Below are 22,080 nucleotides of genomic sequence, written 5' to 3'. Positions count from 1 at the left end.
CTAGTCCTTGCTGCTGAAGGCGGCGTCGAAGCTGGTCTGGGAGGCGGGGAAGTCGAACTTTTTGAGGGCGGCGAGGGCTTCGGGGGCGCCGTGGAGGCGGTCCATGCCGGCGTCTTCCCATTCGACGGAGATCGGGCCGTTGTAGCCGATGGCGGTGAGGGCGCGGAAGGACGATTCCCAGGGCACGTCGCCGCGTCCGGCGGAGACGAAGTCCCAGCCGCGGCGCGGGTCGCCCCAGGGCAGGTGCGAGCCCATGACGGTGTTCCGGCCGGTGGGGCGGAGCTTGGTGTCCTTGCAGTCCACGTGGTAGATCCGGTCCTTGAAGTCCCAGATAAAGGAGACGGGGTCGATGCCCTGCCACATGAAGTGGGACGGGTCCCAGTTCAGGCCGAACGCTTCGCGGTGTCCGATCGCTTCGAGGGTGCGGACGGTGGTCCAGTAGTCGTAGGCGATCTCGGACGGGTGGACTTCGTGGGCGAAGCGGACCCCGCATTCGTCAAAGACGTCCAGGATGGGGTTCCAGCGGTCCGCGAAGTCCTGGTAGCCGGCCTCGATGACCTTCTCCGGCACCGGCGGGAACATCGCGACATACTGCCAGATGGAGGAGCCGGTGAACCCGACGACCGTGTCCACGCCGAGGGCTTTGGCGAGCCGGGCAGTGTGCTTCATTTCCTCGGCGGCGCGCTGGCGGACGCCTTCGGGGTCCCCGTCACCCCAGACTTTGGACCCGACGATGGCTTCGTGACGGAAGTCGATCGGGTCATCGCAGACGGCCTGGCCCTTGAGGTGGTTGGAGATGGCCCAGACCTTCAGGTTGTACTTCTCCAGGACGGCGAGTTTGGCTTCGACGTAGCCGGGTTCGTCCCAGCGCCAGGCGTCCAGGTGGTCCCCGGAGACGGCGATTTCGAGGCCGTCATAGCCCCAGCCGGAAGCCAGCTTGGCGACTTCCTCGAACGGGAGGTCTGCCCACTGGCCGGTGAACAGGGTGTACGGGCGGGGCATGTCAGGCTCCTTCAATGGCGGGGACGGGGGAAGCAGTGAGCTGGATGATGGAGGACTTGGCGTTTGCGGATTCTTCGATGGCGGCCAGCACCCGCTGCACGGCCAGGCCCTCATCGAACGACGGCGAGGGCGGGGTGCCGCCGTCGATTGCGGCAAGGAAGTCGCGGATTTCGTGCGTGAAGGTGTGCTCCCAGCCGATCACGTGCCCCTGCGGCCACCAGGCGGCCATGTACGGGTGCTCGGGTTCGTTGACCAGGATCCGGCGGAACCCCTGCTCGCGGACCGGGAGGGTGGCGTCCAGGAAACCGAGTTCGTTGATGGTTTCCAGGTCGAACAGGAGGGAGCCCTTGTCCCCGTAGATTTCCAGCTTCAGGGAGTTCTTCTGGCCCGTCGCCATGCGGGAGACCTCCACCGAGGCGATGGTCCCGGAGTCCAGGGTCAGCGTGGCCCAGGCGGCGTCGTCGACCGTTACCTCTTCGGGGCCGTCCGCCCCCGGGCGGCTGTTCACGAAGGTGTGCAGCCGGCCCGAAACCTCCGTGACGGTGCCGCCGAGCAGGAACATGACCTGGTCGATGGCGTGCGAGGCGATGTCGCCCAGCGCGCCGGACCCGGCGGTTTCCTTGTTCAGCCGCCACGTCATGGGGGAGTCCGGGTCCACCAGCCAGTCCTGCAGGTACGCGGCGCGGACGTGCCGGACGGTACCGAGCCGGCCTTCGGCGATGAGCTCTTTCGCGAGGGCCAGGGCCGGGACACGGCGGTAGTTGAAGCCGATCATGGACTGCACACCGCGTTCCCGGGCGGACCGGGCGGCATCCGCCATGGCTTCAGCCTCGGCCAGGGTGTTGGCCAGGGGCTTCTCGACCAGGACGTGCTTGCCGGCCTCCAGCGCCGCGACGGCGATCTCGGCGTGCATCCAGCCCGGGGCGCAGATGTCCACGATGTGAATGTCGTCCCGCTCCAGGACCGAGCGCCAGTCGGTCGCTGTTTCCGCCCAGCCGTATTTCTCGGCGGCGGCCGCGACCTGCCCGGCGTCCCGGCCGACGAGCACTTTCTGCTCGAAGGCCGGGACGTCGAAGTAGGACGCGACGTTCCGCCAGGCGTTCGAGTGGGCCTTGCCCATAAACGCGTAGCCGATCATCGCCACACCCAGCGGTGGGTTGTCGGGATTGGTGCCGTCCGTGCTTTCGGGGGAGTTCATTGCCTGGTTCCTAGAGGGTGGAAGCGGTGGGGTCCCAGTCCTCGGGGAGGGCAGGGGACGCGGGCGCGGAGCTTTCGACGTTGACAAAGGCGCCGGACTCAACGGATTCGGAAATCGAGACCATGGTGTCCAGCACGTGGTAGGCCAGGTTGCCCGTGGCGCGGTGCGGAACCCCGGCCCGGATGGAGCGGGCCATGTCCAGCACGCCCATGCCGCGGCCGTTGGACGGTCCCGTTGCGGGGACGACGGTCCACTCCTCGTCGCCCGCGCGCCAGAGCCGCACGTCGCCGTCGAAATAGTTCGGGTCCGGGAGGGAGATGGTGGCTTCCGTGCCGGTGATCTCCACGAAGCCCATCCGCTGGCGGGGTGACTCGAACGAAAAAACGCTGTGCGAGGACTGGCCGCCCTCGAACTGGGCCATCGCGGACACGTGGGTGGGGACCTCCACGGTGAACTCCTCGCCCAGTTTGGGTCCGGACCCGATGACGCGGACTTCCTTGGCTTTGGAACCGATGGCCGCCACGCGGCGCACGGACCCGAAGGTCTGGACCAGCGCGGTGAGGTAGTAGGGGCCCATGTCGAACAGGGGGCCGGCGCCGTACTGGAAGAGGAACGCCGGATTCGGGTGCCAGGATTCCGGTCCCGGGGTCTGAAACGTGGTCATCGCGGTCAGCGGGGTGCCGATGTCGCCGCGTTCAATCAGCCGCCGGGCGGTCTGCAGCCCCGCGCCGAGGAACGTGTCCGGGGCGCAGCCGAGCCGCAGCCCCGCAGCGTCGGCTGCTTTGAGCAGCCCCAGCCCCGATTCGCGGTCCAGCGAGAACGGCTTTTCGGTCCACACGTGCTTGCCTGCGTTGACGGCGGCCGTTGCCACCTCCACGTGCGCCGCCGGGATGGTCAGGTTGACGATGATTTCGACGTCGGGATGGTTCAGTGCCGCGTCCACCCCGCCGGATTCGGCGATCCCGTATTCCTTTGCCCGGGCGGCCGCGGCATCCTCGAACAGGTCGGCGATGACGTGGACCTTGAGGTCCGGGAAGGTGGTCAGGTTGTCCAGGTACTGCTTGCTGATGTTGCCGGCGCCGATGACGGCGACGCCCACCGGACCTCGCTTCGTGGAGGGGGTGCTCATGCCCGTGCTCCTTCACTTGCTTCGGTGTTTGCTTCGGTGTTCAGGAACGCCAGGGACTGGGCGATGCCGTCGAAGATGTCGCCGGAGTAGTCGTCGAACTCCACGACGCCCACTTCGAGGGACTTGGCGGCCCCGATGACGTCCCACACGGCGATCTTGCCCTGGCCGGCGGGCTGCTGGGCCTTGGTGTCGGTGGTGGCCGGGCCGTCCTTGATGTGGATGAACTTCACCCGGTCGCCGAGTTTGGCGAGGATGTCCACGGGATCCTGGCCGCCGACGGCAACCCAGTACGTGTCCACTTCCAGGACCAGTTCGGGGTCCAGGAGGTCAGCGAAGTATTCCAGTGCCGTACGGCCGTCGATGATGGACTCCAGCTCCCAGGCGTGGTTGTGGTATCCGACGCGGATGCCGTATTCGGCGCCCTTCTTGGCTGCAGCGTTGAGCTTTGCGGCGGTGGCCTGGATGTCCTCGGCCTTCTGCCAGTGCTCGGCCGGCAGGTACGGATCGATGACGGTGCTGATGCCCAGTTCCCTGGCAGCTGCAAAGATTTCGTCCTGGTCCTGGCTGAGCAGGGGTGCGTGGCCGGACGGTGCGGTGAGGCCGTTCTCCTTGAGCGCGGCACCGAGTTCGGCTGACGTGGCCACGAAGTTGTAGGGCTCAACCTGGGTGAAGCCGATCTCAGCTACCTTCCTGATGGTGCCGGGCAGGTCTTCCTGGATGGCATTGCGCAGGGTGTACAGCTGAAGCGAGTAAGACATGATCGTTCCTTTGCGGGAGTTTTCTTTTCGGAAGTGCGGTTCTGGGGGAGGGCCTGGACCTAGCGGCCGGCGAGGGATCCGCCGATGCCGCCGACGCTGAAGTACTTGTTCAGGGTGGCGAAGACGATGATGGGCGGGAGCATCATGACCACGGCGAGTGCCATAACTGAGGTCCAGTCGGTGGCGTTCTGCTGGAAGAAGGACTGCACGCCCATGGGGAGGGTGAAGATCTCGTTGGAGCGCAGGAACACGATGGCTACGAGGTAGTCGTTCCAGGCCAGCAGGAAGGCGAAGATCGCTGTGGAGAGGATGCCGGGAAGCGAGTTGCGGAGTACCACCTTGGTGAACGATCCGAAGACGGAGCATCCATCGATCCAGGAGGCTTCTTCGAGGCTGATCGGGATGGAGTCGAAGTAGGCGGCCATCATCCACGTCGCGACGGTCATGGTGGAGCCGACATAGATGATGGTGATGCCCAGCAGGTTGTCCACCAGTCCCATGGCTGCGAAGAGGATGAACAGCGGCACCACTGAGGTGATGATCGGCAGGGACTGCATGACGAACAGGAGCAGGGAGTAGCCGGAGACCGCTTTGGACCGGCCGCGGGAAAGGACGTAGCCGGCGGGTGCGGCCACGGCTACGGATACCAGCACTGTGGACAGGGTGGTGATCAGGCTGTTCTGCAGCCAGGTGGCGGCGAGCGTGCCGGAGAAGACGCTGGCGAGGTTCTCGAATGTCAGGCCCGTTGCGGTGCTGTTGGGTCCGGGGGTGAAGGCGAGCACCACCGTGACCATGATCGGAACCAGGACTATCGCGGTGATGAGCAGGATGGCGGTGAACCGCCACCAGCGGCCGCGATCGCCCGCTTCGGAGAGGACGCGCTTGTTCTTGGCTGGTCCGGCGACGCCGAGGACGGGCCCGGACTGGGGATGGGCGTGGACTACTGCGCTCATTATTCGACGCTCGACTTTCGGATCTGGCGGTACAGAAGAACGGAGATGACAACCAGGGTCATGGTCATGAGGAAGGCGATGGCCACGCCGGGTCCGGTGGCGAAGTCCTGGAAGACCGTACGGTAGGCCAGGACCACCAATGAGGTGGTGGCGTTGACCGGGCCGCCGCCTGTCAGCAGGTAGATGGTGGGGAAGTCATTGACGCAGAAGATGGTCATCAAGATCCAGGAGATATACGTGGACCGGGCGATCAAAGGAAGCGTGATCTGGCTGAACTGCTGCCAGCGCGTGGCGCCGTCCATGCTGGCCGCTTCGTAGACGGTGCTGTCCACAGAGGCGAGGGCCGCCGAGATCATCATCATCATGAACGGGAAGCTGACCCAGACTTTGAACACCATGACCGTTATGGCCGCGAGGTTGGGATCAGCCAGGAACAGCGGAGTGCCAAGCCCCAGATTGCGGAACAGGGACGGAATCAGGCTGTCCGGGGTTGCCACCAGCCAGTTCCACGCGGTGGAGGACACCACGATCGGCACCACCCAGGGCAGCAGGAGGAGGACCTTGAAGGTGCCGCCGGCGGGGATCTTCGTCCGCAGGAGGAGAGCGAGTCCAAGGCCGACCAGCCACGATCCGAAGACACCCACGATGGTGAACATCAGGGTGAATTGCGCCGCTTTCCAGAATGCCGGGGAGGACAGGACCTTGGCGAAGTTATCGCCTGCGACGAAGTCTCCAGTTTGCAGGAGGTCTCCGTCATGCGTGGCTTGGACTGCCGCGTGGATAAGGGGATAACCGTGGATCAGGACCAGCAGGACCACGGACGGGAGCAGGAGCCAGAAGAAGGTCCTGGTGGTTTGAGCGGACAGCTTGCTCTTGCGGTTGCCGCTCCCGGTCCCGCTGGGAGCGATTCCCTTGCGGGCCCGGCTAAGTCCGGACTGCGCTGTAGTGGTTGTCATGTACCGGCCGCTCTACTTTTTCAGAACCGATTCGAGGGCGGACTGGAAGGTTTGCAGCGCGGTCTTGGCATCAGACTTGCCTGTAATGATGGTCTGGCTGAACTGGTTCAGTGCCTGGCCGCCGTCGAGAGCTGCGAGGTTCGCGTTCAGCGTGTTGCCCTGGGAAGCGAAGGTCTTGGCGATGGGCTGCCAATCCTTGACGATCTTCACGTTGTTGGGGTCCGAGGCAAACTCGGGCAGTTCGGTGATGGACTTGAAGACCGGAAGGGCGGACATGAGCTTCTGGCGCCACAGTTCCTTGAGCTGGCCCAGGTAGTAGACCAGGAACGCCTCGGAGGCCTCCTGCGACGGGGTGTTCGTGTACATCATGATGTTGTTCGGGAAAACGATGGTTGCCTTGTCCCCGTGCGGGCCTGTGATGGGGTCCGCGACGAGCAGATCACCGGAGGTGTCGCCGACGCGCTGCGGGACATTGGCCTGGAACAGGCCGTATCCGGCCTTGCCGTCCTTCCACTGGGCGGACATGTTGTCGGTGGTGTAGCTGACGGCAGCGGGATCGACGATTCCGTTGGACACCAGTTCCAGGACGAATTCCATGGCTTCGACGTTGCGGTCGTTCATCAGGTCAAGTTCGCCGTCCTTGGTGAAGACACCGCCGCCGTTGTTGACCATCATCATGATCATGGAGTGGTTGGCGTAGTTGTTTCCTGACCCGGCACCGGTGGTGAAGCCGAACGCGCCGACCTTCTTGAGTGCCTTGCCGGCTTCGAGGAGGGACGGCCAGTCGGTCGGAAGGGCCACGTTGGCCTTCTCGAACAGCGACTTGCGGTACCAGAACACCCGCATGTCCAGCTGCCACGGAACGGCTACGTACCCCTTGTCTGACTTGAACGGGTCCAGCACACCCGGCAGGAAGTCGTCGAACTGGCCGTTCTTCTTCAGCGTCTCGATGACCTTGTCCGCGTAGGCAATCTGGCCCTGCTTCTCGAACTGGAAGGCCTGGAAGCCGCCGCCGGTGGACACCGCGGGGCCGGTCTTGGACGCGATCGCCGAGGAGAACGTCTGGTAGAAGTTGTTCCACTGGATGATCTGGTAGCTGGCCTTGCTGTTGGCTCCGGAGAAGCCTTCGGCGATCTTCTTGGCGGCGTCGTTGTAGGCGGGGGTGGCCCACGGCATGTCCCAGAACTTGATGGTTCCGCCGGCTCCGCCGCCTCCGCCCTGCGAAGCTGAACCGCCGCCACAGGCGGCGAGGAGGGGAACGGAGGCCGCGGCGGCAGCGAAGCCCAGGAACCCCCGCCGGGAGAAGGCGGAAGATGCGATGGAGGGTTTGGTAGACACGATGGTTTCCTTTCAGGGCCCGGAGTGACTGAATGCCCGGGCCCTTCTCGACAATGAGTGGATGCTGACTGGAAGAGCGGGAACTGCTGGTGGTTCGGTAAGGCTGTCTAGCTGGTGAGTTGGCTGACGAGGGACAAGACAGTGGAGAACTGGGCCAGGTCGGTGGCCGGAATCCCGGACGAAAGATGCGAGTGGACCCTCGACCAGCTGGTCCGGTGGGACGATTCGTACAGGGTGGGAAGCGCCGTCGCTCCTTCTTTGGTTACAGCCCGGACCACGGCCGGCCATGCCGCTGCCGGGTCCGGCAGCACGACGTCGGCACGGCCGGTTGAGGTGAGGATCGAGACACTGGCCGTGGCCGGCAGCGCGGAGGTGAGGATGCCCTGCAAAGCGACCGGTGCGCCGCTGGCCAGGACTCCGGCAACCGTGTAGCCGTTTGCGTTGCGCTGTACCATCCGCACGTTCTGCACCGCTATCCCGCATTGGACCAGCACGGAGAACTGTTCCGTCAGCAGGTCCCGGGGGTCCGTTCCGGGTACCCCAATGGCAACCGAGTCGAGCAGGACGGCATCCTCGAGGGCAGCGGCGATGACGCCGTGCACGTTCTCGCTGGAGCCGGACAGCGCCAGGTTGCCGGCCCACGGCTGGTCGAGCACCACCACGGAGCCGGCGGCTTCGGCGACACCGATCAGTGCGGCGGGATCTTCAGCCACCGGCGAGGACACCACAATGCCCTTGGCTCCCTTGCGGACCGCGGCGGCCGCCCGTTCGGTCCAGCCCGCATGGCCCGAGACCGCGGTGATGTCCGGCGCGGAAGCCTCCGGCACTGAAGCTGCCGGGGCGGCGGGGCCGGCGGGGGCAAAGGACAAGGGCAGGGAAGCGACGACGGCGGACACCGCACCTGCTGCTTCAGCCTGCGGATCCGCATACACGGACAGCTGCGTGGTCATGCGTTGACCTCCTGGTCTTCTGTTGTCCCGCTGGCGGCGCTGCCAGCATCAACCCGGCCAGCATCAACCCGGCCTGTATCTACCCGGCTTGCGGCCGCTTCGGCGATTGCCAGTGCAAACTCAAGGTCATGGATCAGGGTCTCGGCGGACGGGGGCTGGCCGGTGCCGCCGGCCAGTTCCGCCAGTTTTCGCCACTCGCCCTCGTAGCCGTTGTGGCCGAAGGGGCCAAGGACCGTGGTGCGCCCGGCCGTCCGGATCCGGGCGGTTGCCGAGCCGGCCTGGACGTAGGACGGGGTGAAGTCGATTTTCAGGGCCGCGTCGTCGCCGATGGCCTCAAACTCCCAGGCGGGCTCCCACGTGGCGTTCATGGCTGCACGGAGCTCGATGGTTACGTTTCCGGCCCGCAGGGAGATGACGTAGCCGAAAGGGCGGACGATTTCAGCATGCAGGACCTCCACGTCAGCGAAGTCCGGGGTGAAGCGGCGGACCAGCGGAAGGTCGTGGATGGCCAGGCCCATCACCCCGCCTGTGAGCATGGCCTTGATGACTTCCGGGTCGGTCGGGTCACTGGACGGCAGGGACACGCGGCCCACGATCTCGGTGGCAAAGTCTTCGAAGCGAGGGTTCGGCGGAAGGACGATGGAGGACCGGACGGTGTGCACCTGCTCCGGCAGGTCGCCCCAGGCACCTTCCGCCGCGAGCCAGCCGGGATCGAAGGTGTGCATGGCTCCGACGATGATGGGGACGCCGGTCTCGGCTGATACAGCGGAGATTGCGGCGGCCTCTTCGCCGTTCATGGCAAACGGCTTTTCGCACAGGACGGCCTTCTTGCCCGCCCGGCAGGCCGCGATGACCTGGGCTGCGTGGAACTGGTGCGGGCTGCAGATGGCCACGATGTCCACGGCGGTGTCTGCGAGGAGTTCCTCCATGCTGGTGCTGAAGCGTGCTCCTACCCTGCCTGCCACCGATGCTGCCACTGCGGGGTCGACGTCCATGATGTGGCGGACTTCCAGGATGTTCCCCAACCGTGCAAGCGACGGCAGGTGGATGGCCTGGGTAACAGGTCCGGCGCCCAGAATGCCGACGCCCAGGAGGGCCGGTGATGCCTGTGCTTGGCTCGACAAGTTGCTTACCTCTTTGTAGTAGCTGGAGCGTGGTGGCCGGCGTCCGCTTTCAGTGACACCGCTCACAGATCAAGCTAGAACTACTTTTGTCGATCGTCAAGCAAAAGTTGAAAAGTTCCCGACAATCTTTCGGCGGCGTGACATGCATAAGAGCTTCGTGCTATCACTGACTCATGAATCCCACGCCTGGAAAAGAGTCCGGCACCGAAGCAGGACCGGACGCCGCCCCCGATGGTGCGGGCAGTCTTTCCCGGGCCGGCGACCTCTTCCAGCTGCTCCGCGACGGCAAAGCCCGCACCCGGGCCGAACTGGCCCTGACCACCGGGCTGGCGCGGTCCACCGTGGCCGCCCGCATCGACGCCCTGATCTCCTCCGGGCTGGTGGGCCCCGCCGGTGAGGCGAGCTCCAGCGGCGGCAGGCCGCCGTCGCGCTTTGCCTTCAATCCCGCCGCCCGCGCCGTCCTGGCGGTCGACGTCGGGGCCACGCATGTGATCGTTGCCGTCACCGACCTTGGCGGCAATGTGCTGTCCGAACGCCGCCTGGCCCAGGACGTCGCCGACGGCCCGGAAGCAGTCCTGGGCCGGGTGGTCGAGGAGGGCAAGGCACTCCTCGGTGAAGCAGGCAGGACCACTGCGGACCTCGCCGGCATCGGGATCGGGCTGCCGGGCCCCGTGGAGCATGCCACCGGGATGCCGGTGAAGCCGCCCATCATGCCCGGCTGGGACGGGTTCGACGTGGTCCGCTACGTCCAGCGCTCGCTGCCGGTTCCGGTGCTGGTGGACAACGACGTCAACATCATGGCCCTTGGCGAACGCACCGCCTATTGGCCCGAGCACGACAACTTCCTCTTCATCAAAGTGGCCACGGGCATCGGCGCGGGCATCATCAGCAGCGGGGAACTCCAGCGCGGCGCCAACGGAACAGCAGGAGACCTGGGGCACGTGCGCGTTCCGCGCGGCGACGACGTCCTGTGCCGCTGCGGCAACTACGGCTGCCTCGAAGCGCTGGCATCCGGCCCCGCCGTCGCCCGGGAACTGGCACGCCAGGGCCTTCCAGCTGAAAAGGGCGGTGATGTCCTGCGGCTCGTCGGCGAGGGCAACCTCCAGGCAATCCAGGCGCTCCGCCAGGCCGGCAGGGACGTGGGGGATGTGCTGGCCATGGTGGTCAACCTGCTGAATCCGTCGGTGATCGTGATCGGCGGCAGCCTCGGCCAGGCCGGCGACCACCTGATGGCCGGAGTCCGCGAGGTGGTTTACCGGCGGTCCCTGCCGCTGGCCACGTCACACCTGCGGATAGCGCTCGCGATGGCCGGCGACCAGGCGGCGATCCTCGGTGCCAGCCAAATGGTCACCCAACATGTGTTGTCACCTGCCGTGATCGAGGCCACCCTGCAGGCAACGGGATAACGCCCGTCATCTTGCCGCGGGCATGATAGCAATGAATGGATGAAACCGATTTCCAGCTTCCGCACCCAGCCGCAGCCCGCCTTATGACGGCGAATTTCCTGGCCAGGGTTCCGCGCGGCTGGATCCTGCTGGCGAGCATCGGACTCATCGCACTCAACATGCGCGGCCCGTTCGTGGCGGTTGCCCCCGTGGTGGGCCCGATGCAGCAGGACCTTGGGTTCTCGCCGGTGGAACTGGGGCTGCTGACCGGCATTCCGGTGCTGTGCTTTTCCCTCGCGGCGCCCCTCGCGTCGTTCGCGGGCAGGAAATTCGGGGCTGAGTTCGCCATCATGCTCACCCTCCTGGGTGTGCTGGCCGGCGTCGTCGTCCGCTCCGCCGGCAACGGCGTCCTGGTGCTGTTCGGCACCGCGATCATCGGCCTGGCCATCACCATCGGCAACATCGCCGTGCCCCTGATCATCCGGCGCGACTTCTCGCCGCGGCGCCAGGGGACTGCCATGGGCATCTACACCGCGGCACTGAACATCGGATCCTTCCTGACCTCGGTGGTCACCGCGCCGCTGGCCGAGCTGGCCGGGTGGCGGCTCTCGCTGGCCGCCAGCGGGCTGTTCGCCGTCGCCGCCATCGTTTTCTGGGTGCTGGCCGCCGGCTGGCAGGCTTTCGTGCCCGCCGCCGTAGAGGACTCAGACCCCCGTCCGGCCGGCGGCAGGCCGGCGTCGCGCTGGATCACTGTGGGGCTCACGGCCGGTTTTGCCGGGCAGGCGTTCTCCTACTACGGCGTCACGGCGTGGCTGCCCACCTTCCTGATCGACGAACTGGGCATGGCGCCCTCCGCCGCCGGCGCCGGGTCCTCGCTCTTCCAGATCCTCGCCATTGTGGGCGGCCTCGGCGTGCCCATGGTGGCCAGGTTTGCCAGTACGACGGCGGTGGCGGTCACCTTGGGCGTTATGTGGCTGACCGTTCCCCTTGGCCTGCTGCTGGCGCCGGAACTGTGGTGGCTCTGGTCCTCCCTGGGCGGCGCGGCGCAGGGCGGCGGCATCACCGTCATCTTCATTGCCATCATCAAACTGGCCCGCGACCAGGCGTCCGCTGGCCGGATGTCCGCGGTGGTCCAGGGCGTGGGTTACTCCGTTGGCGCCACTGCGCCGACGCTCCTCGGCTACGTCCACGGGCTGTCCGGATCATGGACCAACCCGCTGCTGCTGATCCTCGGCTCGGTGGCGGCGTTCTTCCTGGGCACCACCCTCTCCGTGCGGAAGGTGCCGAAGACCCGCTAACGGGTCCCGCCGTCGTCGTACTCCCTGTTATGCGTCCCCACGCGCGAACGTACACTTAAGCCCCACGCAAAAGCGCGAACGGACAGTTGTGGCCCCTTGAACAAGGGCCGCAACTGTCCGTTCGCGCTTAATGGTGCTTCCGTTGCCGGGCCGCCGCCCCGGATTTCGGGGGTGCCTGTTGCGAAGGGCGTGGTTGCCCGGCGAACGGAAATCTCGGCTGGACTACCGCGGGGTCAGGCGGCCACCAGCGCCGCGTCCTCGACGGGGTCCTCTGACCGGTCCCGAGCCTCGTGCAGGAAGCGGGCGTAGGCAGGCAGGGTCAGGAACGTGGGGAACGCGTCGGCCAGGGTGACTTCCTCGAAGATGTCACGCGCGTCGGCGAAGCGGTCGCCTTCGAAGCGTTCCAGCCGGGTGAACTCCTCGTCCAGCAGGTCCTCCACCCACTCGCGGGTGATGATTTCGCCGTGGTCGGTGATGGCGTGGGAGTAGATCCACTGCCACAGCTGCGAGCGGGAGATCTCCGCGGTGGCGGCGTCCTCCATGAGGTTGTGGATGGCCACAGCCCCGTTGCCGCGCAGCCAGGACTCGATGTAGCGGATGCCCACCTCGATGTTGTTCCGGATGCCCTGCTCGGTGATGGTGCCCGTGGTGGAGGCAATGTCCAGCAGCGCGCGGTCGTCAGGGGTGACGTCCTCGCGGAGGCGGTCCAGCTGGTTCGAGCGGTCGCCGAGGACGCCGTCGAACACTTCGCGGCACACCGGGACCAGGTCCGGGTGGGCCACCCAGGAGCCGTCAAAGCCGTCGCCGGCCTCGCGGGTCTTGTCCGCGCGGACCTTCTCAAAGGCGGTCGCGTTGGCTTCCTCGTCCTTGCGGTTGGGGACAGCTGCGGCCATGCCGCCGATTGCCATGGCGCCGCGCTTGTGGCAGGCGCGGACCAGCTGCTCGGTGTAGGCACGCATGAAGGGGGCCGTCATGGTCACCTGGACGCGGTCCGGCAGGACGAAGCGGGGGCCGCGGGTGCGGAAGTTCTTGATCATCGAGAAGATGTAGTCCCAGCGTCCGGCATTCAGGCCGGCCGCGTGGTCGCGGAGCTCGTAGAGGATCTCTTCCATCTCGAAGGAGGCCGTGATGGTCTCGATCAGCACGGTGGCGCGGATGGTGCCCTGCGGGATGCCCAGCAGGTCCTGCGCCAGGATGAAGATGTCGTTCCACAGGCGTGCCTCGAGGTGGTTTTCGATCTTCGGCAGGTAGAAGTACGGGCCCTTACCCTGGGCCAGCAGGCGGCGGGCATTGTGGAAGAAGTACAGGCCGAAGTCCACGATGCCGCCGGCGATCGGGGTCCCGTCGATCAGCATGTGCTTTTCCGGCAGGTGCCAGCCGCGGGGGCGGACCACGATGGTGGGCAGTTCGTCCGCCGGACGCAGCTTGTAGTCCTTGCCCTCCGGGGAGGTGAAGTCGATCCGGCGTTCCAGGGCATCGGTGAGGTTCAGCTGGCCCTGGATGACGTTGCGCCACGACGGGGTGGACGAGTCCTCCATGTCGGCCAGCCACACCTTGGCGCCCGAGTTCAGCGCGTTGATGGTCATCTTCTTGTCCACCGGGCCGGTGATCTCCACGCGGCGGTCCTCGAGGCCCGGGGCCGGGGGAGCGACGCGCCAGTTCGGATCGTTCCGGACGGACTCGGTCTCGCGGAGGAACCGCGGGTCCAGTCCCTTGGCGATGTCCGCACGCCGGGACCGCCGGGCCTGCAGCAGCTCCTGGCGCCGCGCCGCCGTCGCCCGGTGCAGCTTGGCCACAAAAGCCAGGGCGTCCGGAGTAAGAACCTCGCCCTGCCGGCAAATAGGCTGCGCGGTCAGCGTGATCCCGTTGATAGTGAAGTTGTCAGTGAAGCTGTTCATGAGAGTTCTCCTGGTGCAAGGCCCAACTGAGTCGCAGTAGGTGTCGTTTTGAGCCTCCAAAACGACACCTACTGCTATCTAGCTGGGGAAGAATTAGTGGAACTGGCCCTCTTCGGTCGATCCGACCAGGGCGAGGGTGGATGCGTTCGGGTTGAGCGCAGTGGCGATGTCGTCGAAGTAGCCGGTGCCGACTTCGCGCTGGTGCTTGGTCGCGGTGTAGCCGCGGGACTCGGAGGCGAATTCCTTCTCCTGGAGCTCGACGTAGGCGCTCATGCCTTCACGGGCGTAGCCGTGGGCGAGGTCGAACATCGAGTAGTTCAGGGCGTGGAAGCCGGCCAGGGTGATGAACTGGAACGTGAAGCCCATGGCGCCGAGTTCACGCTGGAACTTGGCGATGGTGGCGTCGTCCAGGTGCTTGCGCCAGTTGAACGACGGCGAGCAGTTGTAGGAGAGCATCTGGTCCGGGAACTCGGCCTTGACGGCCTCGGCGAACTTCTTGGCAAGCTCGAGGTCCGGGGTGCCCGTTTCCATCCAGATGAGGTCGGAGTACGGGGCGTAGGCCTTGGCACGGGCGATGCAGGGTTCGATGCCGTTGCGGACCTTGTAGAAGCCTTCGGCCGTACGCTCGCCGGTGATGAATTCCTGGTCGCGCTCGTCGACGTCGGAGGTGATCAGGGTTGCGGCTTCGGCGTCAGTGCGGGCGATGACCACTGACGGGGTGCCGGCGACGTCGGCGGCCAGACGGGCCGCGTTCAGGGTGCGGACGTGCTGCTGGGTGGGGATGAGCACCTTGCCGCCGAGGTGGCCGCACTTCTTCTCCGATGCGAGCTGGTCCTCCCAGTGAACGCCTGAGGCGCCGGCCTGGATCATGGACTTCATCAGCTCGTAGGCGTTCAGCGGACCGCCGAAGCCGGCCTCGGCGTCGGCGACGATCGGCACCATCCAGTCCTCGACGGTCTGGATGCCTTCGGAGAACTCGATCTGGTCGGCGCGGAGGAGGGCGTTGTTGATGCGGCGGACCACGGTGGGAACGGAGTTGGCCGGGTAGAGCGACTGGTCCGGGTAGGTGTGGCCGGAATTGTTGGCGTCGGCGGCGACCTGCCAGCCGGAGAGGTAGATGGCGCGGAGGCCGGCCTTGACCTGCTGCACGGCCTGGTTGCCGGTGAGGGCGCCGAGGGCGTTGGTGTAGCCGCCGGTCTTGTGCTCTTCGGTGAGCTGCTTCCAGAGCTTCTCGGAACCGCGGCGGGCCAGCGTGTGCTCTTCGGAGACGCGGCCGCGGAGGCGGACGACGTCCGTTGCCTTGTAGTCGCGGGTCACACCTTCCCAGCGCGGGTTGGCGGCCCACTCGAGCTCCAGTGCGGCGGCCTGCTCTTCGGGCGTCTGCTGGGTGGGCTCAAATGCTGCAGTCATCTTTGTCTCCTTGTTTGTGCTCCGGATGTCCTGGCCGGTCCCCTTCCCTGCGCCGTTGCAGTTGGGGGACCGGTTGGACCGGTGCGGTGTTTCTTTCCGTGAGATCTACTTTTCTGCACTTTCAAGCGGGTTGCTAGAGAAAAAGTCTGGAAAGAAATGCACTTCTTCGCGTATTCTCAATAAATGTCGCCTACGAGCTGGAATCGCACCGCCGCCACCCCGCCGTCGTCCCCTTCGGTCCCCGAACTTGACGTCATCAGCCTGGGCCGCCGCGTCCGCCACCTGCGTAAAGCGGCGGCCATGACCCTCGATGACCTGAGTGCCGCCGTCGGGACCGCGCCGAGCCAGCTGAGCCTGATCGAGAACGGGAAGCGGGAGCCCAAACTGGGGCTGCTCCAGCAGCTGGCGGCCGCCCTCAATGTCAGCATCGACCAGTTGCTCGGGGCCGAGCCGCCGAACCGTCGTGCGGCGCTGGAGATCGAGCTGGAACGCTACCAGCGGAGCCCCCTCTACGAGTCCCTGAACCTGCCGAAAATCCGCATCAGCTCGCGGCTTCCGATGGATGTGCTGGAGTCCATGGTGGGCCTGCAGCACGAGCTGGAGCGCCGGCTCAATGAGCAGGCGGCGACGCCGGAAGAGGCCCGCCGTGCCAACGGCGCGCTGCGTGCCATGATGCGCGAGCGCAACAACTATTTCCCGGAGTACGAGGCGGAGGCGCAGAAGGTCCTGGCGTCGGTGGGTCACACCAGCGGCCCGCTGTCCCACCACGTCATCGCGGACATCGCCGGGCACCTCGGGTTCAGCCTCCACCACGTGGGCGACCTGCCGCATTCCACCCGTTCGGTGACGGATCTTAAGAACCGCAGAATTTATCTCACGCAGAACCAGCGCACCGATCACGACCCCCGTTCGGTGCTGCTGCAGGCGCTGGGACACTACGTCCTGGGCCACCAGACGCCGTCCAACTACGGGGACTTCCTGATGCAGCGCGTGGCCACGAACTACTTCGCCGCGGCGCTGATGCTGCCGGAGCAGGCCACCGTGGAGTTCCTGCAGAAGGCCAAGCAGGCCAAGGAAATCGCCGTCGAGGACATCCGGGACGCCTTCGCCGTGTCCTACGAGACCGCCGCACACCGGTTCACGAACCTGGCCACGCAGCACCTGGACATCCGCACGCACTTCCAGAAGACGCACAAGAGCGGCATCATCTACAAGGCCTACGAGAACGACGGCGTGACGTTCCCGCAGGATCATACCGGCGCCATTGAGGGCCAGCCGTCGTGCAAGAACTGGACGTCGCGGGTGGTTTTCGACGTGCCGGACAAGTTCAGTGCCTACAGCCAGTACACGGACACGCCCTCGGGGACCTACTGGTGCACCGCGCGGACGGAGCGCTCCGCCACCGGCGAGTTTTCCCTCTCCGTTGGCGTCCCGTACGCCCAGGTGAAGTGGTTCCGCGGACGGGAAACCACGGAGCGGTCCAAGTCCACCTGCCCCGATGAGAACTGCTGCCGCCGGCCGCCGGCTTCGCTGACCTCCGAGTGGGCGGGCAATGCCTGGCCGTCGGCGCGGGCGCACTCGCACCTGCTGGCCGCCATGCCGCCGGGCGCTTTCCCCGGCGTGGACGAGACCGAGGTGTACAGCTTCCTGCAGGCGCACTCGGGGAGCTAACCTTACCGGGACGCTCTCTCACCTAACGCGGGTTTTCCCGGGACGCTCTCTCACTCTCTTGAGGAAAGTGAGAGAGGGTTGCCGCGTTTGTTGCATTAAGTGAAAGAGCGTTGCCTAGCCGTGCAGTTTCCGGTAAGCGGCGGCGGCTGCCGGGTGCAAGGGCAGTCCGGCGGTGTTGATCAGCGATTCGGGGCTCAGGAACTGGACTCCCAGGCTGGAGCGAGGGATCAGTTCCTCGGCATGGCCCACCAGCAGTTCGACCGTCCTCTTCACGGTGCGCTCATCCAGGTCACTGCGGCACAGGAGCAGGTTGGCCACACCTACCGCCCAGACAGCCGGGATGCCCTCATAGGCGCCTTCCGGGATCAGCACCCTGTCGTAGAACGCGCCGTACTTGGTGCGGAGCTTCGGGAGCAGCGGGGAGAGGTCCAGGAATCCGAGCCCGACCTGGTTGTTGGTGGCGGCAATGGCGGCTGTGGGCACACCGCCGGACCAGAACAACGCATCCACTGACCCGTTCTGCAGGGCAGCAAGCCCCGCGTTGAGTCCGAGGTTCATCACGGTGACCGTTTTTTCGACGCCGGCGGCGGGGGAGGCGCCCACAGCCACAGACGCCAGCCCGGCAGCCTCAATCAGGCGCGGAGTGGTCAGCGAGGTCCCGGAACCAGGCTCACCGACAGCCACGGTCCTGCCGGCCAGTTCCGTGAGATCGCGGATGCCGCTGGCCTTCCGGACCACGCAGTGGACGTAGTTTTCGTACACTCGTCCGAGGGCCGTGATGCCACCCTTTGATGAGCTGTTCCCTTCACTGGTTTGAGCCGCGGCATCCGCCAGTGCGACAGCCAGCGTGGCCTGCCCGGTCAGAAGCTGCTCCAGGTTGTCCAGGCTGCCGCCGGTGGTCAGCGCTGTAGCGTGGCCGGCTACGCCGTGGCGCTGGAGGGACTCCGCCAGCAGCGTTGCGAATTCAAGATAGAAGCCGCCCGGTTCGCCTCCGGCAACCGTCACGGTGCCGGGCCTGTCCTCAGCGGTGCAGGCGTTGAGGGCCGGGATGAGCAGCCCGGCCAGCCCGGCGGCCAGCCCGGCTTTGAGGGCGGCCCTCCTCGGCGGAAGGGCTGCTGTCAGCTCAGCCCTGCCGGTCATGAAAGGGCCTCCGGCCCGTCGTCATGATCCGGCCCGTCGTCATGATCCGGCCCTTGGCCATGGAAAGCACGCGGAAACTCGAGGCCCGCCATCAGGCCGTGCGGCGAGGCTTCCGTCAGCAGCAAGCGGCCCCCGTTGGCTCCCGCCAGTTTGTCGACGATGGTCATGCCCAGGCCGTTGCCGCGGATCTCCCGGGCCTGCGGGGAGCGCCAGAACCGGCTGGTGGCAGCAGCCCGTTCCACAGCGGAAAGCCCGGGGCCGTCGTCGGAGATTTCCACGGTGACCGTGTCCGGACGTGCGTGGACTGCCACGGAGATCCGGGCACGGGGTGCGTATTTGATGGCGTTGTTGATCAGTTCCCCCACCATCTGGGCGAGTTCGGCGGCATTGCAGGCAATGTGCACCGCCGGGTCCGGCGGGTCCGCCAGCAGGATCGTCGAGCCGCTGCGCCTCGCGGCGGGTCCCGCGCGTTCGGTTTCTTCCTGCAGGACCGGGTATGGATCGATGACGGCGGGGCGCCCGCGGGAAGGGGTCCCCAGCGGCCCTCCGGCGGAGTCTTCGAAGGCCCGGTGCTCGGCGGTCGCGAGCCTCAAGACGCCGTCCAGGATTTCTTCCACCCGTTCCAGCTCCGCGAGGACGCCCGCCGCCGCTTTGTGTTCCCGGGCTGTCTGCAATTCAAGCTGCAGCAGGTCGATCCTCAGCCGCAGGGCGCCCACGGGATTCCGCAACTGATGCGACGTGTCGGCAATGAGCTGGCGCTGGGAGTCGATGCTGGCGCTGACTGTCCGGGCCATCCGGGTGAAGGAACGGCTCAGTTCCCTCAGTTCCGGCGGTCCGTCCTCCGGTAGCTGGCCGGTCCGGCCCGTCGCCTCAAGCTCCGTCACGGCGGCATTCAGGCGGTGCACGGGACGCAGCACCCAGCCTGTCACTCGGGCGGCACCGAGGAGGAGCACCGCAGTCAGTACGGCCGCAGCCAGTCCGACGAGGAGCCACCGTTCCCGCAGTTTCTGCCGGGCCGCGTCCAGGTTGACCTCCAGGACCGCTTCGCCAAGAACCTGGCTTGCACTGCCGAAGGAACGTGAAATCACTTCGGAACCGGTGCCGAATGGCTGGAGCGGACTGAGGGTGGTGTCATTCAGGTTCAGCTTTGCCCGGGCAACTGCATCGCGGACGTCCGCCCTGTCCTCGCTCAGGCCCCCCGAGCGCAGGGTGCCCTGCTGGAGGCCGATCAGCACCCCCTCACCGTAGAGTTCCGAGTATCTGTCCATCTCCGCCTGCAGCTGCGTGGATTCCCCGTCGGTCGCGGCGTCGAACGCCACCTGCGCCAGCCTGTTGAGGGCGGCCGCCCTGTTGATCTGGAGTTCCTGGGTGAGCTCCCGGCTGGCGGAGGTCAGGATGGCAGTGGAGGCGAAGACGACGATGAGGACGGACAGCACACTCAGGATTCCGAGGACACGCAGCTTCACGCCGGATCCGCCTCGACCCGGTAGCCCACGCCGCGCACGTTGATGATGAAACCGGGAAGTTGGAGCTTGGCCCGGAGGCCGGTCAGATGCACGTCAAGGGACCGCGACGAGGCCACGAAGGCGTCTCCCCAGAGCGCGTCCAGGATCTGTTCCCGGGTGACCACCGACCCCGCGTGCTTGGCCAGAAGGGCGAGGAGGTCGAACTCGGTGGCCGTCAGGGGCAGGACCTTGGGGCCGACGGCGGCCACTCGCCGTTCGAGGTCCACCTCGAGTTCCCCCAGCACTATGCTCTGCTGACGGCTGTCCTTTGCACGGCCCGAACGCCGCGTCACAGCCTCGATGCGGGCCAGCAGCTCAACCAGTTTCACCGGTTTGACGAGGTAGTCATCGGCTCCGGACCGCAGGCCAAGGACCACGCTTCGCTCGTCGTCGCGGGCGGTGAGGATCAGGATCGGGACCGGGGTGACCTGGCGGAGCTTCCGCAGCACGTCGAGGCCGTCCATGTCCGGAAGCCCCAGGTCCAGCAGGATGACCTCGAACCGGCGGTGCTCCAGGAGGGCGTCAGCCCCGCGGGCAACCCGGGACGCCGTGTGTCCGGCGGAAACCACTGCTGCGTCGAGGGCGGACGCCATGGCGTCGTCGTCCTCGACGATGAGCACATCCATTGCCTGGTCCTGTTCGTTGACGGGGCATCTTCGATCTGCCCGCTGTGGAGATTATCCCTTGTCCCGGCGAAACCTAAGGAAGTGTTAGGAATTCCCCTTTCACGTAGGTAGTGGGGTGGATCACCCATAGCGTGGATGGGTCCTCGGCTTTCGGAGGACCGTCAATGTCGAGGAGGAACCATGAGCAATGTTGCCATGGACAGCACAGGAATATGCCCGGAACGGTTCCCGGGAGCACAGTCAAGCGAGGTTCAGCGATGAGCACCCAGCAAGCCGAAATCCAGAGTGAGTCAGCCCAGACCCGCCGCGCCGTGAGCAACATCCTCAAAGGCTCTGCCGGCAACCTGGTGGAGTGGTACGACCTCTACGTCTACACAGTTTTTGCCGCCTACTTCCAGTCCCACTTCTTCAACTCCAAGGACGAGCTGCAGGCCGGCCTGGAAGCGATGGCCGTCTTCTCGACGTCGTTCCTGATGCGCCCCATCGGCGCCTGGTTCTTCGGCCGCTACGCGGACCGCAAGGGACGCAAGGCCGCGCTGACGCTCAGCGTCACTCTGATGTCCGCGGGCTCCTTCGCCATTGCGCTCCTGCCCACAACGCAGCAGGTCGGCGTCTGGGCCCTGGTGCTGCTGATCCTCATCCGCCTGATCCAGGGGTTCTCCGTGGGCGGCGAATACGGCACCAGCGCCACCTACATGTCCGAAGCCGCCACGTCCAAGCGCCGCGGCTTCTTCTCGAGCTTCCAGTACGTCACCCTGATCGGCGGCCAGATGCTGGCCCTTCTGGTCCTGGTCATCCTGCAGAACGTCATGCCCAAGGGCGACCTGACCGAGTGGGGCTGGCGCATTCCGTTCGCGATCGGCGGCGTGGCTGCGCTCGTGGTCCTGTGGCTGCGGCGCTCGATGGAAGAAACCGTATCGGCCGAGCAGGTCCGGGCTGCCAAGGCACCGGTCACGGCCGGCGAAGCACAGCCTGGCACCATGAAGCTGCTGTTCACGCAGTACTGGAAGCCGCTGCTGATCTGCATCGGCGTCACACTCGGCGGCACCGTGGCGTTCTACACGTACACCAACTTCATCCTGAAGTTCATGAACGATACGTCCGGCATCGCCAAGACCGACACCTCGGTGATCAACTTCTGGGCCCTCTTCATCTTCATGCTGCTCCAGCCCGTCTACGGCCTGATCTCGGACAAGGTGGGCCGCAAGCCGCTGCTGCTGTGGTTCGGCATCACTGGCGTCCTCTTCACCTGGCCGCTGCTGTCCACGCTCTCCAACACCAAGGACCCGTTCACGGCGTTCCTGCTCATGATGGGCGGCCTGCTCATCGTTGGCGGCTACACCTCCATCAACGCCCTGGTGAAGGCCGAGCTGTTCCCCGCGTCCATCCGGGCACTCGGCGTCGGGCTGGGCTACGCGATCGCCAACTCGCTCTTCGGCGGCACCGTCCCGCTGATCGGCGCCGCGTTCCAGAAGGCCGAGCGGGTGGACCTGTTCTTCACCTACGTCACGGTGGCCATTGCCATCTCGCTGGTGGTCTACATCTTCGCGCTGAAGAATAAGAAATCCACCCATCTTGATCACGAACAGGGCCACGCCTGGTCGCAGACCCGCAAGGACGACGACAAGGACAAGGACCTCCTGAACGTCTGATCCCGGTTCAGTCCGGTAAGAGTACGACGGCGGCTGGCCGGCCCGGCGGTGACCTTCCGGTCGCCGGGGCGGCGGCCGCCGTCGTCG

General features: G+C 66.1%; 18 protein-coding genes. 4 read left to right on the top strand and 14 right to left on the bottom strand.

Going from position 1 to position 22,080, the window contains the following annotated elements:
• The 9 genes from AC6JAC_RS19140 to AC6JAC_RS19100 all read right to left on the bottom strand — a co-directional run bounded on the left by AC6JAC_RS19140 (position 1) and on the right by AC6JAC_RS19100 (position 9,408).
• Positions 1-1,002 (bottom strand): sugar phosphate isomerase/epimerase family protein, encoded by a 1,002-nt coding sequence (locus AC6JAC_RS19140; protein ID WP_497966119.1) that lies wholly within the window; start codon positions 1,000-1,002, stop codon positions 1-3.
• Position 1,003: 1 nt separating this feature from the next.
• Positions 1,004-2,200, bottom strand: a complete 1,197-nt coding sequence (locus tag AC6JAC_RS19135) for a Gfo/Idh/MocA family protein (protein ID WP_497966117.1) — start codon at positions 2,198-2,200, stop codon at positions 1,004-1,006.
• Between the two features lie 10 nt (positions 2,201-2,210).
• Positions 2,211-3,329, bottom strand: a complete 1,119-nt coding sequence (locus AC6JAC_RS19130) for a Gfo/Idh/MocA family protein (RefSeq protein WP_028271140.1) — start codon at positions 3,327-3,329, stop codon at positions 2,211-2,213.
• Entirely contained in the window at positions 3,326-4,087 is a 762-nt protein-coding gene (locus tag AC6JAC_RS19125) for a sugar phosphate isomerase/epimerase family protein (protein ID WP_028271139.1), read from the bottom strand. Before AC6JAC_RS19125 ends, AC6JAC_RS19130 begins: the two co-directional genes overlap by 4 nt.
• Positions 4,088-4,146: 59 nt before the next feature.
• Entirely contained in the window at positions 4,147-5,040 is an 894-nt protein-coding gene (locus AC6JAC_RS19120; protein WP_497966114.1) for a carbohydrate ABC transporter permease, read from the bottom strand.
• The gene (locus AC6JAC_RS19115) at positions 5,040-5,996 is read right to left on the bottom strand and encodes a carbohydrate ABC transporter permease (protein WP_497966112.1); all 957 of its coding nucleotides are present in this window, start codon (positions 5,994-5,996) and stop codon (positions 5,040-5,042) included. Before AC6JAC_RS19115 ends, AC6JAC_RS19120 begins: the two co-directional genes overlap by 1 nt.
• Before the next feature lie 12 nt (positions 5,997-6,008).
• Positions 6,009-7,334, bottom strand: coding sequence for an ABC transporter substrate-binding protein (locus AC6JAC_RS19110; protein ID WP_497966110.1), 1,326 nt, complete (start codon positions 7,332-7,334; stop codon positions 6,009-6,011).
• Between the two features lie 107 nt (positions 7,335-7,441).
• On the bottom strand, positions 7,442-8,284 hold the full coding sequence (locus AC6JAC_RS19105; protein WP_497966108.1) for a hypothetical protein: 843 nt from the start codon (positions 8,282-8,284) through the stop codon (positions 7,442-7,444).
• Positions 8,281-9,408 carry a Gfo/Idh/MocA family protein gene (locus AC6JAC_RS19100; protein ID WP_497966106.1) on the bottom strand — a complete coding sequence of 376 codons (1,128 nt, stop codon included), beginning with the start codon at positions 9,406-9,408 and terminating at the stop codon, positions 8,281-8,283. Before AC6JAC_RS19100 ends, AC6JAC_RS19105 begins: the two co-directional genes overlap by 4 nt.
• Positions 9,409-9,581: 173 nt before the next feature.
• On the opposite strand from AC6JAC_RS19100, the gene AC6JAC_RS19095 reads away from it, so the two are divergent.
• Positions 9,582-10,814, top strand: a complete 1,233-nt coding sequence (locus AC6JAC_RS19095) for an ROK family transcriptional regulator (protein ID WP_347898281.1) — start codon at positions 9,582-9,584, stop codon at positions 10,812-10,814.
• A gap of 83 nt (positions 10,815-10,897) precedes the next feature.
• The gene (locus AC6JAC_RS19090; RefSeq protein ID WP_497966875.1) at positions 10,898-12,091 is read left to right on the top strand and encodes an MFS transporter; all 1,194 of its coding nucleotides are present in this window, start codon (positions 10,898-10,900) and stop codon (positions 12,089-12,091) included.
• A 233-nt stretch (positions 12,092-12,324) separates the two neighbouring features.
• Here the strand turns inward: AC6JAC_RS19090 and aceB are convergent, their stop codons facing one another.
• Positions 12,325-13,989 (bottom strand): malate synthase A, encoded by a 1,665-nt coding sequence (gene aceB, locus AC6JAC_RS19085; protein WP_497966104.1) that lies wholly within the window; start codon positions 13,987-13,989, stop codon positions 12,325-12,327.
• 93 nt (positions 13,990-14,082) lie between these two features.
• Positions 14,083-15,399 (bottom strand): isocitrate lyase, encoded by a 1,317-nt coding sequence (aceA, locus tag AC6JAC_RS19080; protein WP_028271131.1) that lies wholly within the window; start codon positions 15,397-15,399, stop codon positions 14,083-14,085.
• A gap of 183 nt (positions 15,400-15,582) precedes the next feature.
• Between aceA and AC6JAC_RS19075 the strand changes: the two genes are divergently transcribed.
• On the top strand, positions 15,583-17,070 hold the full coding sequence (locus AC6JAC_RS19075) for a helix-turn-helix transcriptional regulator (protein WP_028271130.1): 1,488 nt from the start codon (positions 15,583-15,585) through the stop codon (positions 17,068-17,070).
• A 114-nt stretch (positions 17,071-17,184) separates the two neighbouring features.
• On the opposite strand, the gene AC6JAC_RS19070 is transcribed toward AC6JAC_RS19075, so the two are convergent.
• From AC6JAC_RS19070 to AC6JAC_RS19060, 3 genes are read right to left on the bottom strand one after another with little or no spacing between them, the layout of a single operon-like run.
• Positions 17,185-18,210 (bottom strand): TAXI family TRAP transporter solute-binding subunit, encoded by a 1,026-nt coding sequence (locus tag AC6JAC_RS19070; RefSeq protein WP_497966101.1) that lies wholly within the window; start codon positions 18,208-18,210, stop codon positions 17,185-17,187.
• Complete coding sequence (locus AC6JAC_RS19065) at positions 18,207-19,676, bottom strand: sensor histidine kinase (protein WP_497966099.1); 1,470 nt, start codon at positions 19,674-19,676, stop codon at positions 18,207-18,209. The genes AC6JAC_RS19070 and AC6JAC_RS19065 overlap by 4 nt, the downstream gene beginning before the upstream one ends.
• A complete protein-coding gene (locus tag AC6JAC_RS19060; RefSeq protein WP_028271128.1) occupies positions 19,673-20,341 on the bottom strand; it encodes a response regulator transcription factor in 669 nt (222 codons plus the stop codon). Before AC6JAC_RS19060 ends, AC6JAC_RS19065 begins: the two co-directional genes overlap by 4 nt.
• Before the next feature lie 257 nt (positions 20,342-20,598).
• Between AC6JAC_RS19060 and AC6JAC_RS19055 the strand changes: the two genes are divergently transcribed.
• On the top strand, positions 20,599-21,993 hold the full coding sequence (locus tag AC6JAC_RS19055; RefSeq protein WP_497966097.1) for an MFS transporter: 1,395 nt from the start codon (positions 20,599-20,601) through the stop codon (positions 21,991-21,993).
• Positions 21,994-22,080: the final 87 nt, after the last annotated feature.

The organism is Arthrobacter sp. KUASC02 (assembly GCF_059739395.1).
Note: the sequence above shows the minus strand (reverse complement) of the source record. Positions and strands in the feature narration are given on the sequence as shown.

Bases quoted from the DNA above. Each gene is read 5' to 3' on its own strand.
- AC6JAC_RS19140 (WP_497966119.1), bottom strand. From the start codon at position 1,002: ATGCCCCGCCCGTACACCCTGTTCACCGGCCAGTGGGCAGACCTCCCG.
- AC6JAC_RS19135 (WP_497966117.1), bottom strand. From the start codon at position 2,200: ATGAACTCCCCCGAAAGCACGGACGGCACCAATCCCGACAACCCACCG.
- AC6JAC_RS19130 (WP_028271140.1), bottom strand. From the start codon at position 3,329: ATGAGCACCCCCTCCACGAAGCGAGGTCCGGTGGGCGTCGCCGTCATC.
- AC6JAC_RS19125 (WP_028271139.1), bottom strand. From the start codon at position 4,087: ATGTCTTACTCGCTTCAGCTGTACACCCTGCGCAATGCCATCCAGGAA.
- AC6JAC_RS19120 (WP_497966114.1), bottom strand. From the start codon at position 5,040: ATGAGCGCAGTAGTCCACGCCCATCCCCAGTCCGGGCCCGTCCTCGGC.
- AC6JAC_RS19115 (WP_497966112.1), bottom strand. From the start codon at position 5,996: ATGACAACCACTACAGCGCAGTCCGGACTTAGCCGGGCCCGCAAGGGA.
- AC6JAC_RS19105 (WP_497966108.1), bottom strand. From the start codon at position 8,284: ATGACCACGCAGCTGTCCGTGTATGCGGATCCGCAGGCTGAAGCAGCA.
- AC6JAC_RS19095 (WP_347898281.1), top strand. From the start codon at position 9,582: ATGAATCCCACGCCTGGAAAAGAGTCCGGCACCGAAGCAGGACCGGAC.
- AC6JAC_RS19090 (WP_497966875.1), top strand. From the start codon at position 10,898: ATGACGGCGAATTTCCTGGCCAGGGTTCCGCGCGGCTGGATCCTGCTG.
- aceB (WP_497966104.1), bottom strand. From the start codon at position 13,989: ATGAACAGCTTCACTGACAACTTCACTATCAACGGGATCACGCTGACC.
- aceA (WP_028271131.1), bottom strand. From the start codon at position 15,399: ATGACTGCAGCATTTGAGCCCACCCAGCAGACGCCCGAAGAGCAGGCC.
- AC6JAC_RS19075 (WP_028271130.1), top strand. From the start codon at position 15,583: ATGTCGCCTACGAGCTGGAATCGCACCGCCGCCACCCCGCCGTCGTCC.
- AC6JAC_RS19070 (WP_497966101.1), bottom strand. From the start codon at position 18,210: ATGACCGGCAGGGCTGAGCTGACAGCAGCCCTTCCGCCGAGGAGGGCC.
- AC6JAC_RS19060 (WP_028271128.1), bottom strand. From the start codon at position 20,341: ATGGATGTGCTCATCGTCGAGGACGACGACGCCATGGCGTCCGCCCTC.
- AC6JAC_RS19055 (WP_497966097.1), top strand. From the start codon at position 20,599: ATGAGCACCCAGCAAGCCGAAATCCAGAGTGAGTCAGCCCAGACCCGC.